This window comes from Roseiarcus fermentans (genome assembly GCF_003315135.1).
GTDB classification, from domain to species: Bacteria; Pseudomonadota; Alphaproteobacteria; order Rhizobiales; family Beijerinckiaceae; genus Roseiarcus; species Roseiarcus fermentans.
On record NZ_QNRK01000008.1, the window covers coordinates 146,702 to 160,271 of the forward strand.

The 13,570-nt window shown below is 67.0% G+C and carries 12 protein-coding genes; 5 read left to right on the forward strand and 7 right to left on the reverse strand.

The features are described from left to right. The first annotated feature begins 51 nt into the window (after positions 1 to 51). The 3 genes from DFR50_RS09130 to DFR50_RS09140 all read left to right on the forward strand — a co-directional run bounded on the left by DFR50_RS09130 (position 52) and on the right by DFR50_RS09140 (position 2,475). Entirely contained in the window at positions 52 to 786 is a 735-nt protein-coding gene (locus DFR50_RS09130; RefSeq protein WP_170153123.1) for a FadR/GntR family transcriptional regulator, read from the forward strand. A 303-nt stretch (positions 787 to 1,089) separates the two neighbouring features. Then, positions 1,090 to 1,728 (forward strand): Clp protease/crotonase-like domain-containing protein, encoded by a 639-nt coding sequence (locus DFR50_RS32000; RefSeq protein WP_170153124.1) that lies wholly within the window; start codon positions 1,090 to 1,092, stop codon positions 1,726 to 1,728. A 42-nt stretch (positions 1,729 to 1,770) separates the two neighbouring features. Further along, positions 1,771 to 2,475: a glutathione S-transferase C-terminal domain-containing protein gene (locus DFR50_RS09140; protein WP_113888890.1), complete on the forward strand. Its 705-nt coding sequence runs from the start codon at positions 1,771 to 1,773 to the stop codon at positions 2,473 to 2,475. A gap of 266 nt (positions 2,476 to 2,741) precedes the next feature. Here DFR50_RS09140 and DFR50_RS09145 read toward each other — a convergent pair whose 3' ends face one another. From DFR50_RS09145 to DFR50_RS09155, 3 genes are all read right to left on the reverse strand, one after another. Then, positions 2,742 to 4,424, reverse strand: a complete 1,683-nt coding sequence (locus DFR50_RS09145; protein ID WP_113888891.1) for a tetratricopeptide repeat-containing sulfotransferase family protein — start codon at positions 4,422 to 4,424, stop codon at positions 2,742 to 2,744. Positions 4,425 to 4,629: 205 nt separating this feature from the next. Beyond that, positions 4,630 to 5,658, reverse strand: coding sequence for a hydroxyacid dehydrogenase (locus DFR50_RS09150; protein ID WP_113888892.1), 1,029 nt, complete (start codon positions 5,656 to 5,658; stop codon positions 4,630 to 4,632). 80 nt (positions 5,659 to 5,738) lie between these two features. Beyond that, positions 5,739 to 7,196, reverse strand: coding sequence for an NAD-dependent succinate-semialdehyde dehydrogenase (locus DFR50_RS09155; RefSeq protein WP_113888893.1), 1,458 nt, complete (start codon positions 7,194 to 7,196; stop codon positions 5,739 to 5,741). A gap of 384 nt (positions 7,197 to 7,580) precedes the next feature. Here DFR50_RS09155 and DFR50_RS09160 point away from each other — a divergent pair, with 384 nt between their 5' ends. Both DFR50_RS09160 and DFR50_RS09165 read left to right on the forward strand, forming a co-directional pair. Then, a complete protein-coding gene (locus DFR50_RS09160) occupies positions 7,581 to 9,254 on the forward strand; it encodes an electron transfer flavoprotein-ubiquinone oxidoreductase (protein WP_113888894.1) in 1,674 nt (557 codons plus the stop codon). Between the two features lie 136 nt (positions 9,255 to 9,390). Beyond that, positions 9,391 to 9,801 (forward strand): hypothetical protein, encoded by a 411-nt coding sequence (locus DFR50_RS09165; RefSeq protein ID WP_147262708.1) that lies wholly within the window; start codon positions 9,391 to 9,393, stop codon positions 9,799 to 9,801. Here the strand turns inward: DFR50_RS09165 and DFR50_RS09170 are convergent. The 4 genes from DFR50_RS09170 to DFR50_RS09185 all read right to left on the reverse strand — a co-directional run bounded on the left by DFR50_RS09170 (position 9,785) and on the right by DFR50_RS09185 (position 13,397). Continuing rightward, positions 9,785 to 10,351 (reverse strand): GNAT family N-acetyltransferase, encoded by a 567-nt coding sequence (locus DFR50_RS09170; RefSeq protein WP_113888896.1) that lies wholly within the window; start codon positions 10,349 to 10,351, stop codon positions 9,785 to 9,787. The genes DFR50_RS09165 and DFR50_RS09170 overlap by 17 nt on opposite strands. A 708-nt stretch (positions 10,352 to 11,059) precedes the next feature. Further along, positions 11,060 to 11,806, reverse strand: a complete 747-nt coding sequence (locus tag DFR50_RS09175) for an enoyl-CoA hydratase-related protein (RefSeq protein WP_113888897.1) — start codon at positions 11,804 to 11,806, stop codon at positions 11,060 to 11,062. Between the two features lie 36 nt (positions 11,807 to 11,842). Further along, positions 11,843 to 12,235: a CoA transferase gene (locus DFR50_RS09180; RefSeq protein WP_113888898.1), complete on the reverse strand. Its 393-nt coding sequence runs from the start codon at positions 12,233 to 12,235 to the stop codon at positions 11,843 to 11,845. A 124-nt stretch (positions 12,236 to 12,359) separates the two neighbouring features. Next, positions 12,360 to 13,397, reverse strand: a complete 1,038-nt coding sequence (locus DFR50_RS09185) for an HAD family hydrolase (protein ID WP_245427509.1) — start codon at positions 13,395 to 13,397, stop codon at positions 12,360 to 12,362. Positions 13,398 to 13,570 lie beyond the last annotated feature (173 nt).

Below are 13,570 nucleotides of genomic sequence, written 5' to 3' on the forward strand. Positions count from 1 at the left end.
GCGATGAATCATGTGAATGAACGTTTGGAGCCGCGGCGGAGTTTCCGTCCCGTGAGACGCGCGCAGCTCGTCGACGAGGTCATAGAGCAGTTGCGGCTGCGGATCAGCTCGGGGGACTTTAAGGTTGGCGACCGATTGCCCGCGGAGACGGTCCTTGTTTCCGAGCTGGGCGTCGGTCGAACAACCCTTCGGGAAGCAGTCCGTGTTCTCGAGCACGCCGGACTGTTCGAGGTTCGTCAGGGTTCGGGCACCTACCTCCGGTCCAGCACCGACGCCAAAGCCTTGGCTCCCCGATTGCGCCACGCCCGCGTTCTCGACGTCCTCGATGTCCGACGCGCGCTGGAGATCGAAATGACGCGAATGGCGGCGGCCTACCGGACGGAGGCTGCTCTGGTCGCTCTGAGGGACTCGTTGGAACGTATGCGGCGCGGCATGGAATCGGGCGATCAACGGGTCTTCATCGACGCAGAGATGGAAATATACCGCGTCATCGCCGCCGGCACTCAAAACGCGATCATGATCGAGATCTATGGGCTGTTTTCCGAAGCGCTGCGGCTTGCGCTCACTCAGATCATCGCCATTCCTGGTGTGATGCCCGATTGCTTGGCCCGTCACGAACAGCTGTTCAAGGCGATCGAGGCTCGGGACGTGGATAAAGCCGAAGCCGTCGCAAAGGCCCATTTGGGTCGAGTGACACGGCTGGTCCAGGAGGTCTTGGGCGATGCGCGTGTCGACGAAGCCGGCAAAAAGGACGCGCAAGCCGTCCAGCCGCTGCGGGCTCCCTGATCCTCGAGGAGTGTCTCTCGCGGGCGCTCACGCAGCCGTCGGGCCTTGAGCTCAGGGCGATAGACGCTGTGGCGGACGTTTGGCGGGCGGCTCGATCGGCGGCAACCCCACGTCGCCTCTTTTTCGCATCTGCGCCGCCTCGGTTCGTATCTCGATTCGATCGTTGTGCCGGCTGGCCTGATCACCGGTGATTGACAGGGACGAAATCGAGGCCTAGTCATCAGACGTCTGCTGAATTAGTGATCAGGCAGGATCGTGCTCTCTTGGAGAAACATCCGTCGGTCGCGGACGTGGGAGGCCAGGATGGACCGAACGGGCGCGATTCTCGAGATTACTCTTGATGGTAACGGAGGCGATCTGGTCTGGGGTGGGGGGCCGCATGGTCAGCTCGGGCCCGCCTTCCACGATATCGCACAGGATCGAGAAAATAAGCTCGTTATCATGACGGGATCCGGCGACGCATTCACTGAACAGATCGATGCCGAAATACTCGGTGAGCGGCTACCCAAAAATAAGGTAACGCCGTTAATTTGGGGCCATATACACGCCAAACGCTTGTTGAGGAATCTTCTCGACATCGAGGTTCCGATCATCTCCGCGGTCAACGGGCCGGTCACGGGGCAACGGCTCTCAGCGCACGAGGCGCTTCAACTCGGGGGCAGTGAAATCATGCCCGCGGCAAGGCTGACGCCGCGTGCTCGGGAACTCGCTCGGCCAATTCTGAATCAGCCGCCTCTCACTGTCCGCTCGGCTCGGGTCGCGATGATCAGGAACTTAAGCAACGCCTGCTGGAACATCTCAGTCATGCTTGGCTCTCCAGGGCCTCGCCGCGAATGCGCGCGCGCAACATGGGGAAAGACTGTCGGTTCAAAAGAGGTGTTGACGAGAAAACAAGGCGCGCTCTGTTTCCTTCCAATTACCAGCCATAAGCGCAATGCCTAAACCCACTGAACGTCCCCTCGGACAAACAGGAGCGACTGAACAATGATTGATTTGTATTATTGGCCCACGCCAAATGGCCATAAGATAACACTCTTCCTTGAAGAATCTGGTGTCAATTATCACATTCATCCAATTGATATAAGTGCTGGCGATCAATTCAAAGCCTCGTTCCTTCAGATATCTCCCAATAACCGGATGCCCGCGATTGTTGATAGCAGCCCTGCAGACGGCGGAAAGCCTGTCAGCGTGTTCGAATCCGGCGCCATCCTGTTATATCTCGCCGACAAGACCGGGTTGTTCCTGCCTGATGATCTTCGCGGCCGCAAAACCACTCTGGAGTGGTTGTTCTGGCAGGTTGGTGGTCTCGGACCGATGGCAGGGCAGAATCATCATTTCGGCGTTTACGCCCCGGAAAGAATTCCCTATGCGGTCGACCGATACGTGAAGGAGACAAACCGTCTTTATGGGGTCCTGGATCGAAGGCTCGCTGATCTGCCCTTTATCGCGGGATCGAGCTACACAATCGCCGATATGGCCATTTACCCTTGGATCGTTCCATGGAAACGCCAGCAACAAGTCTTGTCAGAGTTCCCCAATCTTGAACGTTGGTTCGAGGCCATTCGCCAACGACCCGCGACCGTACGCGCTTATGCGAAGGGTGAACCCTATGCGAGCAGGCCGGCCGTCACGGAGGAGGGCAAGAAAATCTTGTTCGGTCAAACGTCGGCGCGGCCGATCGGGACCTGAGGCAGGACGCCCGATCCTTGGCCAGTTTTGGACGCCGATTGACACCGATCCCGCCCATGGTCGCTTTCCGCCGGCATCGAGCATGGGCGCGGGAACACTGCGCCGTGAGCCGATCGCATCGGCGGCAAGCGTCGAAGTTGAGGTGTCCGTGTTCGATTTGTTCTGCGCTGCGCCAGACTTTGCGCCGCCGCGCTTGCGCGCAGCCTTCGCTCGTCGCCGCGACATGACGCCGCCGCGATCCTGGCCGACACGGGGGGTGCGGTTAGCTAATGCATCTCGACCGGCGCCAGCGCGCGCAACGCGCCGAGCCACGGCTCATAGCGCCGCCAGCGCTGCATCGATGTCGCGTAAACCGGCTGGCGCGCCTGCCAGCGGCTCGCGGTTCTGACGACCCGCGGGTTTCGCTCCGGCGCGAGGCAGGCGTCGTTCCAATCGAGCCCGAGAAAGGCCACAAGCCGGCGTGTTTGCGCCTCCCGATCGACGACCAGCGCCTCGTAGTCGACTTCGATGAAGCGGTCGGGCGGAAGAATTCTGCGCCAATGGTCCATCAATCGCTCGTACTGACGATAATAAAACACGAGATCCCCGCGTTCCCAGGCGTATTCGTGGCCAGCCCAGAAATTAGTGAAGTAGTTCGAAAGACAGGTGTCGATCGGGTGGCGACGGCAATGAATGATGCGCGCTTGCGGAAGCGCGAGCCGCACGAGCCAGAGCAACTCGAAATTGCGAGGCATCTTGTCCGTCACGCGCAGCGCTTTCGGGCCGAGGCCGCGCAGGAGCGACAGATACGCCTCCGCGACCTCCGCCATCGAGTCCCTTCGGATCGGAATGACGCCGGCCGCCTGCCAGGTCGCCAGCCGATCTGCCCAAAAGGGCAGTTCCCCGCCGGGCGCGACCGTCGGGTGCGACGACAGGATCTGCTCGACGAGGGTGGTGCCGGACCGGGGCATGCCGACCACCAGGACCGGCAGATCGTCTTCGGGCCGGGCAGGCCTCGCCAGCAACGGCGCCGCCCGGTCGAGCGCCTCGGCGGTGAAGCTTTGCAGGGTGCGATCCACCCTGGCGGCGCAGTCCTGCCGATTGAAGCGGATGGAGCGCGCTCTCAGGCTGTTCCCCGCGTCGTAATGCCCGATCGCCCTGGCGTGCTCGCCGAGGTCGTCATAGGCTTTGCCGAGGCCGAAATGGATCGCCAGGCGCGCCAACGCCGGAAGGGTCGGCCGGTCGAGCGCCGCCTCCATCCGCCGCAGGAGGGGTCGGTCCTCCTCTGTCATGCGCTTGATGTCGGCGAGCGCCGGGAAGGCGGTCGGCGTCTCCTCGACCCCGCGGGCGAGCAGCCGCTCCGCCGCTTCGAACCTGCCGAGGTCGGACAGGAGCTTGCCGATCCGATGCACGGTGTTGGCGCGCCGGGGCGCCAGCGTCGCCAGAGTTTGAAGGTCCCTCTCCGCCTCCCCGCTTCGCCCCTCCTTCATCAGCGCCTTGACGGCGTAGAAGCCTCGGTCGGCTTCGTCCTGCGCCGAGCGGCGCAAGGCGTGACAGACCTCCAGAGCCTCCGCCTCGCGCCCCTGGCGCTCGAGGGCTTCGACCAGATAGCCGAGCGCGTCCTCGTCGGCCGGCTGGAGTTCGACGGCGCGGCGCAGGCTCGCCGCGGCCTCGCCGCATCGGCCGCAACAAAGATAGGTGACGCCGAGGTCGCGGTGCGCCCGTGCGTTCAGCGGGTCGAGCCGGATGATCTCGGCGACGACGGGAATCGCCTCCATCCAGCGCCCGGCGAACCATCGCTTCTCCGCCTCGAGCGACAGCGCCCGCAGTCTTCGCCTCGTCTCGGGCGAAAACGCCGGGGCCGGGGCCGGGCCGGGCGGCGCAGCCGCGCTTTCGGTTCCCCCGCGCGCCCGCGGGTCGTCGCGAACGTCGTTCGCCCCGGCGAGGTCCGATGCGCCGATCCCGCCCATGGTCGCTTTCCGCCGTCATCGAGCCTGGGCGCGGGAACACTGCGCCGCGAGCCGATCGTACCCGCGGCGCGCGTCGAAGTTAAGTTGTCCGTGTTCGTGTTGTTCTGCGCTGGCGCAGACTTTGCCCCGCCGCGCTTGCGCGCAGCCTTCGCTCGTCGCCGCGACCTGACGCCGCAGCGATCCTGGCCGACCCGGGGGGCGGCGGCTAACTCCGCTCGATCGGCTTCGAGCGCGAGCGGGCGACCGTCTCGCGCTGCGCCCTGCGGCAGGAGAGCGGCGGCAGTCCGCGCAGGATCAGCTCCGCGTCGGCGACCGTCTGGCGGCCGATTTCGAGCAGCGAATCCGTCATCGCGCCGGCCCGGTGCGGCGACAGCACCAGAGCTTCGACCCTGCGCGCCGGATCGTCCGGCGGCGCCGGCTCGACCGGGAAGACGTCGGTCGCCGCGCGGAATTTTCCATCCTCGATCGCGCGCAAGAATTCCGGGAAATCGACCACCCCGGCGCGGCTCATCAGCAGCATGACGGCGCCGGGCGTCACCCGATCGAACTCCCGCTTGCCCAGGAACCCCTGGTTCTCGCTGGTGACGGAGGCGAACACGACGATCGCCTGCGATTCTGCCAGGATCTCGTCGAGCGAAGCGGCCTCGACCCCGAAGCCCTCCATGAAATGCGCCGACACCCACGGATCATAAGCCTTCACCGTGCAGCCGAACGGCCGGACGAGCGGAACGAAGGCGCGCGCGAGATCGCCGAAGCCGATCAGGCCGACCCGCGCCCCGTAGAGCGAGAAGCAGCCCGCGGCGCCGTCGAGCAGCCACTTCTCGTCGCCCCTGCGCATGGCGCGGTCGGCGGTCGTGATCCCGCGGCAGAGGTCGATCAGCAGCCCGAGCGTCATTTCGGCGACGGGCCGCGCGAAGGCGGAGCTCGGCGCGAGCACGTGGACGCCGCGCTCGAAGCAGACGTCGTAATCGACGTTCTGAAGAAAATTGGTTTCGACGTTGATGATGGCGCGCAGTTTTTGCGCGCGGGCGAGGCGTTCCCCCGGCATGTCGCTCTGGCCGATCAGCAGCGCCATTTCCGGCAGGAGCGCCTCGAACCGCTCCGCCGGCATGCGACCGGGCCCATCGTGCGCCGCGAGTTCGCCGAGGGTCTCGAGACGCCGCCACAGCGCGGGGTCGAAGATCTCGGTCAGGCCGCGCGGCTGCGGATCGACCACGATCAGCGGTTTCGTCATGTTCTCCTCCCGCACACGTCCCCCCGACCCGGATCGCTATCGAGGCGCTCGAGGCGCCCCGTCCGGTTGTCCCTCGCGGACTATGGCGCCGCGAGGCCGCCCATCAGCATGTATTTCATCTCGAGGTATTCCTCGACGCCGTGGCGCGAGCCCTCGCGGCCGATCCCGCTCTCCTTGACGCCGCCGAACGGCGCCTCGGCGGTCGAGATGATGCCCTCGTTGATGCCGACCATGCCGTATTCGAGCCCTTCGGCGACCCGCCAGACGCGGCCGATGTCGCGGGCGTAGAAGTAGCAGGCGAGGCCGAACTCGGTGGCGTTGGCCATGGCGATCGCCTCGTCCTCGGTCTTGAAGCGGAACAGCGGCGCGACCGGGCCGAAAGTTTCCTCGCGCGCCACGGCCATATCGGGGGTCACGCCCGCGAGCACGGTCGGCTGATAAAAATTGCCGCCGAGCGCCTTGCCGCCGACCACGATCCGCGCGCCCTTGGCGAGCGCGTCGGCGACGTGCTCCTCGACCTTGGCGACCGCCGCCTCGTTGATCAACGGGCCGGTCGTCACGCCGTCGCCGAAACCGTCGCCGACCTTGAGCGTTCGCACGGCCGCGGCGAGTTTGTCGGCAAAGGCCTCGTAGACGCCGTCCTGCACCAGCAGGCGGTTGGCGCAGACGCAGGTCTGGCCGGCGTTGCGGTACTTGGACGCCATCGCGCCCTGGACGGCGGCGTCGAGGTCGGCGTCGTCGAACACGATGAACGGCGCGTTGCCGCCGAGTTCGAGCCCGAGCTTCTTGATGGTCGGGGCGCACTGCGCCATCAGCGTTCGGCCGACTTCGGTGGAGCCGGTGAAGGTGAGGCCGCGCACGATCGGATTGGCCGTCATCTCGGCGCCGATCTCGCGCGAGGACCCGGTGATCACCGAGAAGACGCCGGGCGGCAGGCCGGCGCGCTCGCCCAGTTCGGCGATCGCCAGCGCCGAGAGCGGCGTCTCGGACGCGGGCTTGCACACGAAGGCGCAGCCGGCGGCGAGCGCCGGCCCGGCCTTGCGGGTGATCATGGCGTTGGGAAAATTCCACGGCGTGATCGCCGCGACCACGCCGAGCGGCTGCCTGATCACGATCATGCGCGCGTTGGGCCAGGGCGAGGGGATCGTCTCGCCGTAGATGCGCTTGGCTTCCTCGGCGAAGAACTCGATGAACGAGGCGCCGTAGGCGATCTCGCCGCGCGATTCGGCGAGCGGCTTGCCCTGCTCGGCGGTCATGATGCGCGCCAGGTCTTCCTGGTTGTCCATCATCAGGGCGAACCACTTGCGCAAGATCGTGGCGCGCTCCTTGGCGGTTCGCTTCGCCCACAGCTTTTGCGCCGTCTCGGCGGCCTCGATCGCCCGCCGCGTCTCCGCCGCGCCGAGTTTCGGGACCCGCCCGATCACGCCGCCGTCCGATGGGTTGGTGACCGCAAGCGTCGCCGCGCCGCCGATCCATTCGCCGGCGACGTAGCATGTGTCCTTGAGCAGCGTGGGGTCTGTCAACGCCAGGGTCGTCATTCGCAAGGCTCCTGTCCCGGGCCGCCGCGGCGCCGCGGCGGGGACGTTGGTTGAGGAAAACCGGCCGCCATGCGTCGAGGGCGGCGATTCTGGCCCGGGACAGTGGGGCGCCGGAAGGCGGCGCGCAACGTTTCTTCTGTCGGCCCCGTCCACGGCGACGCTCGACCCGTTCGTTCGGATGGGTTTTCCGCAGGCGCGATTTGCGGCAGATCTCGACAAGCGGGGAGGCGAGCGGGGCCTCGAAAGAACGGATCGCCGCCTCTGGAAAACGGTTTAGACATGAACTATCTTGCCGTGACACGGATGCATCGCGCCTTTAGGAAGGCATGACGAAGGTTTCACAAGCGGGTGACCGGGCCGGACCGCACGAAAGACGAGGGAGCCATGACGCCGAAGGACATTCTCGATAAGTTCGGGCCGCGGGAGTCGATGGCCTACGACGTGGTGGTCGTCGGGGCCGGGCCTGCGGGGCTGGCGACCGCGATCCGGCTGAAGCAGCTCGACCCGGCGCTGTCGGTGGTCGTCCTGGAGAAGGGCTCGGAGCCGGGCGCGCACATTCTCTCCGGCGCGGTGATGGACCCCAGGGCCCTGACGGAACTCTTTCCCGACTGGCAGGCGCGCGGCGCGCCGCTCAACCAGCCGGTCGTCGGCGACGACGTGCTGATCCTGTCCGAGACGGGGTCGCGCCGCATTCCGGATTTTCTCGTCCCGCGCAATTTCCACAACAACGGCTGCTACATCGTCCGGCTCGGCTATGTGGTGAAGTGGCTCGCCGAACAGGCCGAGGCGCTCGGGGTCGAGATCTTCCCGGGCTTCGCCGCCGCCGAGATCCTCTACGCCGAGGACGGCTCGGTGCGCGGGGTCGCGACCGGGAACATGGGGATCGGCAAGGACGGCGAGGCCAAGGACGCGTTCCAGCTCGGCATGGAGCTGACCGGCCGCTACACCATCTTCGCCGAGGGCGCGCGCGGCCAGCTCGGCCGGCAATTGCTCGACCGCTTCCGCCTGACCGAGGGCAAGGACCCGCAGACCTACGCGATCGGGATCAAGGAGCTGTGGGAGGTTCCCGACGAGAAGGCGGAGCCCGGCCGCGTCATGCACACCGCCGGCTGGCCGATGGGCAGGGGCGCCTTCGGCGGCGGCTTCCTCTACCATCTCGAAGGGAGCCTCGTTTCGGTCGGCTTCGTCATCGGCCTCGACTATGCGAATCCGTGGCTGAACCCGTTCGAGGAGATGCAGCGCTGGAAGACGCATCCCGCCATCCGCTCGCACATCGAGGGCGGCAAGCGGCTGAGCTACGGCGCGCGCGCGATCAACAACGGCGGCCCGCAGGCCCTGCCGAAGGTCGTGTTCCCGGGCGGCGCGCTGGTCGGCTGCGACGCGGGCTTCATGAACGCGGCGCGCGTCAAGGGCAGCCACGCGGCGATCAAGAGCGGCATGCTGTGCGCCGAAGCGCTGGCGGAAGCGCTCGCCGCCGGCCGCAGCGGCGACGAACTCGACGCTTACCCGGCCCTCTTCCGCAAGAGCTGGCTCCACTGGGAATTGCAGCAGAGCCGCAACTTCAAGCCCTGGTTCAAGAAGGGGCCGCTGGTCGGCGAACTGATGACCGGCGTCGAGCACTGGCTCTTGCCGAAGCTCGGCGTTGCGTCGCCGCCCTGGACGATCCACGTCGCCAAGCCCGATTACGCCTGCCTGAAGCCGGCCTCGGAATGCCCGAAGATCGACTACCCCAAGCCCGACGGCAAGCTGACCTTCGACCGGCTGGGGTCGGTGTTCATCGCCAACGTCGCCCACGAAGAGGACCAGCCGCCGCATCTGACGCTGAAGGACGCGACCGTTCCGGTCGCGGTGAATCTCGCCCGTTTCGCCGGGCCCGAGCAGCGTTACTGCCCGGCCGGGGTGTACGAGTTCGTCGCCGACGAGACGGGCGCGGAGCGCCTGGTGATCAACGCCCAGAATTGCGTCCACTGCAAGACCTGCGACGTCAAGGATCCCACCCAGAACATCGTCTGGGTCGCGCCCGAAGGCGGCGGCGGCCCGAATTACTCCGGCATGTGAGGCGCGCGAACGGCGGATCCGTCATCCTCGGCTCGAGCGCCGCGGCCGCGTTCGGGCAGGCTGGCGGCGCGCCGCCGGGCGCGGTATCGTCCGGCGGGTTCCAGAAGATGCACGCTTCGGCGTCGGGGGTCGGATCATGACAATCACACGCGGCTTGGGTCTTGGCGCGCTGCTCGTCGTCGCGTGCGGTCATGCCGGCGCGACCGAGATGGACGGTCGGCTGTCCGGCGCCTGGGCGACCTCACAGGCCGACTGCCAGAAGCTGTTCGTCCGCGGCGGCGGCGGCTACACCTTCCGCCAGCCGGTCGACCAGTTCGCCCAGGCGGCGATCATCACGCCGGGCACGGTCGTCCTGCCGAACCAGACCTGCCAGGTCACGGGCGCGACCCAAGACAATGGGCTGACGAAGCTCGAGTTTCAGTGCAAGGACTCGATCAGCTACACCACGCAGTCGGTCGAGATCGAGGTCAAGTCCAGCTCCTCGATGATCTACCGGCCGAACGGCGATAAGACGCTGGACACCGCCCTGATCAAATGCGGGATGTGACCCCGGGCTCGGGTGCGGAGGATCCCGCGCCGGGGAACAGCATCGTGACGTGAACAGTCGTTCCTTCGCGGCGCGTGCTGGTGATCAGGCCGCTGTGCTCGAACACGGCGAGCATCGAGGCGTTGTCGGACAGGACCTCGGCGGTGAACTCGGTTATCCCCGATTCGCGCGCCACCGCCGTGATGGCGTGCATCAGCACCGCGCCGAGACCATGGTGCTGAAAGTCGTCGACGACCGAGAAGGCCACCTCGGCCTTGCCCGGCTCGATGACCACGAACCGCGCCCCGCCGACGATTCCCGGCGCGCCGTTCCGCTCGGCGACCGCGATCAGGACGACGTGATCGACGAAATTCACGTCGAAGAAGAAGTGCTCCTCCTTCTCGGAAAAGTGGCGCTTCACCGCGAAGAAGCGATGGTAGAGCGTGTCGGCGCTCGCGTGCTCCATCAAGTCGATGATTTCCTTGCGGTCTTCCGGCTTCTGGGCGCGGATTTCCACCGTGCTGCCGTCGTGGAGCGTTTCGATCACGTGGTATGTCTTGGGATTGAACATGTCGGGCGTTCCCCCCCCTCGCCAAGGCCCCCGGCGTCCTGCCGCGATGCCGCCGCATTTATGCAGAGATCGGCCGGAACCGCCAGACGCGGCGCATCTCTGCGGACGGGGCGCGGCGGTTGGCCGCGCTTTCGGTCTACCGACACGGGGAAAAGCCGGGCGCGGTCGCCTTCGAGCGGCGCCGGCCGCTCGAACGGCTGCGCCCTCGAACGCCCGGCGGCTTTCCGACCGGCACGTTCGCGATGTCGGCCGGTTTTGAGCCTTTTCAAGGGTTTGCGCGGGATTTTCCGGGCGACTCTCACTCCCGAGCTGGCCCCGAGTCGCGGCGGTCGCGCCGCGCAACGGGAGGGCGCCCGCCCCGGGCGCCCGGGGGGCGGGACGCCGCCCCTCCCAATGCGCGCCCTGTCCGCTCCTCGCGAACGGTCGGCTCGGAAGACGCCGGCGACCCGACCATCGCCCCGCTCGTCGAGCGCGGCGCGTGGCCAACGGTCGCGTCTTCAGGCGCGCGGAAGGCGCGAGCCCGCGCAGGGTCTGCTTCTGGATGTCAGACAGCCGGGCGCTTTGGCCGGAAGCGATGCACGCCCAATCGAAACACCATAGTCCATGTTTCTCTTTTTCGCAACGAATTGTCCGCCGAGCGCTCTGCGTCGTCACCCTTCGCCGCCGCATCCGAGCCCCGAGGCTCGAAGTCATCGTCCGGAGGACGGATCATTCCTTCGGCGCGGCGCCCGAGGGGAGCGCGTTCGCCGCGTACACCGACCAACGCACCCCCTCGAGGTATTCGGCCCGTTCCGGACTGATCGACGCCGCGCTGAGCAACGCGCGGGCCTGCGCCTTGAACGCCGCAATCGACTCGCGGTGACGGCCGGCGATCGTCTTGGCCATGGCGTAGGTCCGCGTCTCGAGTTCGGGCGCCGGGACGAGATGATTCAGGAGGTTGACCCGCAGCGCCCGCTCGGCGTCGACCGGGTCGGCGGTCGCCGCCATTTCCATCGCGACGTTCGGGGGCAGGCGCGCGACGAAGCGTTGCACGCCGGACAGGTTGTAGGGCAGGCCGATCCTGGCCGGCACGAAGGCGAAGCTCGCGTCCGGATCGCCGAGCGCGATGTCGCAATCGAGCGCGAGATCGCACGCGCCGCCCCAGACCGAACCGTCGATCATGGCGATCACGGGACCGGGAAAGTCGCCCACGGCCCGAAGCAGTTGCTCGAGGGGGTCGCGCCAGGCGAGCGGATCCTGGCCTCGGGGCGACAGTTCGCCGAGGTCGTGACCGGCCGACCAGATCTTGTTCTTGCTCGCCGCGCGCAGCACGACCACGCGCGCGTCGGCGCGCATGGCGCTCAAGGCGGCGATCGCCTCGGCGATCAAGGCCGCGCTGAGGGCGTTGCGGCGGCCGTAATTGTCGAAGGCGATCGTGCCCACGCCGTCGGCGAGGTTCGACTGAATGAGCGCCATCTGCAAATCCCTTCACACGACGTGTCCAACGGTTGATCAGCGTCGGCAGCGCGGCGCGGTCGCCGTCGCCCACGGGCGGCGCGCGCCGCTTCGCCGGATCGGCCACGCCGGACATCCTGAACGGGTTCCCCGCGACGGTCGACTCGCCGATCGCCGGGTCGTCGGTCGAGACCAGCCTGTCGCGGGCCGGAGGTCCTCGAAGATCGCGCGATCCGCCGGCCGCTTCAGGTCGAGGGCGATGCTCTCTCCTTGTCGCAATCGATCGCCGCGAAGGAGGGGGACTTTCCGGTCTCGAACGGCCCGAAGGCGCGCGTCGCCTGCGCCGGGACGCTCGACCTTGATCGCCCGCGCGCCGAGCTGGGCGAGACTCATCGCGCAGAACGGCCCTGCAAGCACGCGCGACAGGTCGAGAACCGTGACGCCCTGCAACGGTCGGGCAGAGGGATCCGGGGATGGCTTGGTTGTTCACTCCGGGTTTGCCGCTCGTGTGATTGCGTCGATTCGAGAAGAAAGCAATGGAGCAGAGGCGGATCTCCGCAGACGCCGGCGCCTCTTATCCTCCGAACGCAAAGATGCGCTTCCAGTCGTCCTTCATGCTGACGACGACCCAGCCGTCCCTTTTCGCCTGGTCGTCCAGGGCCGCGGGGAAGCTCCCGACGCGTGTGTCGGGCAGTCCGCGCGCCGGCCCGTAGGCGTATTCGCGCTTCGCGTCGTCGTGCAGCACCAGCATCATGAGGCGCGCGCCGCCGCCCGACTTCACGTATTCCAGCATCTCGCGGTCGCCGGTCGAGTTGCCGAACGCGGCGTGCGGCCGGCGGCCGATCTCGAGGTGGATGCCCTCGGGCTTGCCGGCGTGGTCGTCGTTGAGGAGCAGCTTCGGCTCCTTGGTGAGGATCGGCCGGCCAGCCTTGTCGTAGCCGAATTGGGTCCCGAGCGCCGACCCGACCACCTGCTCCGGCGGAATGCCGTACACCCGCTGCGAATAGACGCGCACAAAATCCTGTCCGCCGCCGGTGACGATGAAGGTCTTGAAGCCGTTGGCGCGAAAGAGGCCCAGAACCTCCTGCATCGGCTGGTAGACGAGGTCGGTGTAGAACCGCTTCCAGCGATGGTCGTGGGCCGCCTCGATCCACGCCTTGGCCTCGGCCGCGAACGTCTCCACGTCCATTCCCGTGAGGGTCGCCGCCGCGATCGTTTCGAGGTCGCGCAGCGAAAGCTTGCCGATCCTCTCGAGATCGCCGGTCAGCGCCGTCCTGAACGGCTCGACTTTCGCCAAATGGGGATTCGCCTTGACCAAACCCGGCACGCGGTCGAGGCAGTAGACGACCTGCGTGTAGATCGGGTGCTCGACCCACAGCGTTCCGTCCTGGTCGAACGCGGCGATGCGGTCCTCCGCCGGGACGAAATCCGTGCTCGCCGGATCGGTGGCGGCGCGGAGAAAAGCCAGGATCGCCTGCTTCGCCGGCCTGTCGTTCCACGACGGCAAGGGCGCCGCCTCGTCGGCGCGCGCGCCCGACGCTGCGAAAAGCGCAGGCAGCGCCGACAGCGCCGGCAGCGCCGCGAGCCCGCCGAGCACGTGGCGTCGGCTCACGCTTTTCCACTCCGTTAACGACATGACCGAATCTCCGTTTGCCTGACCCGCCGGCAGGAGCGCCGCCCGCAAGGCCGGCGACCTTCGCGGCGGGATCGAAACCGGAATAGCAGGAAGTCGTGTCGCCACGCGTTCGCGTTGCGGGCCGCTCGCGCCCCGCGCGCCTTTACAGG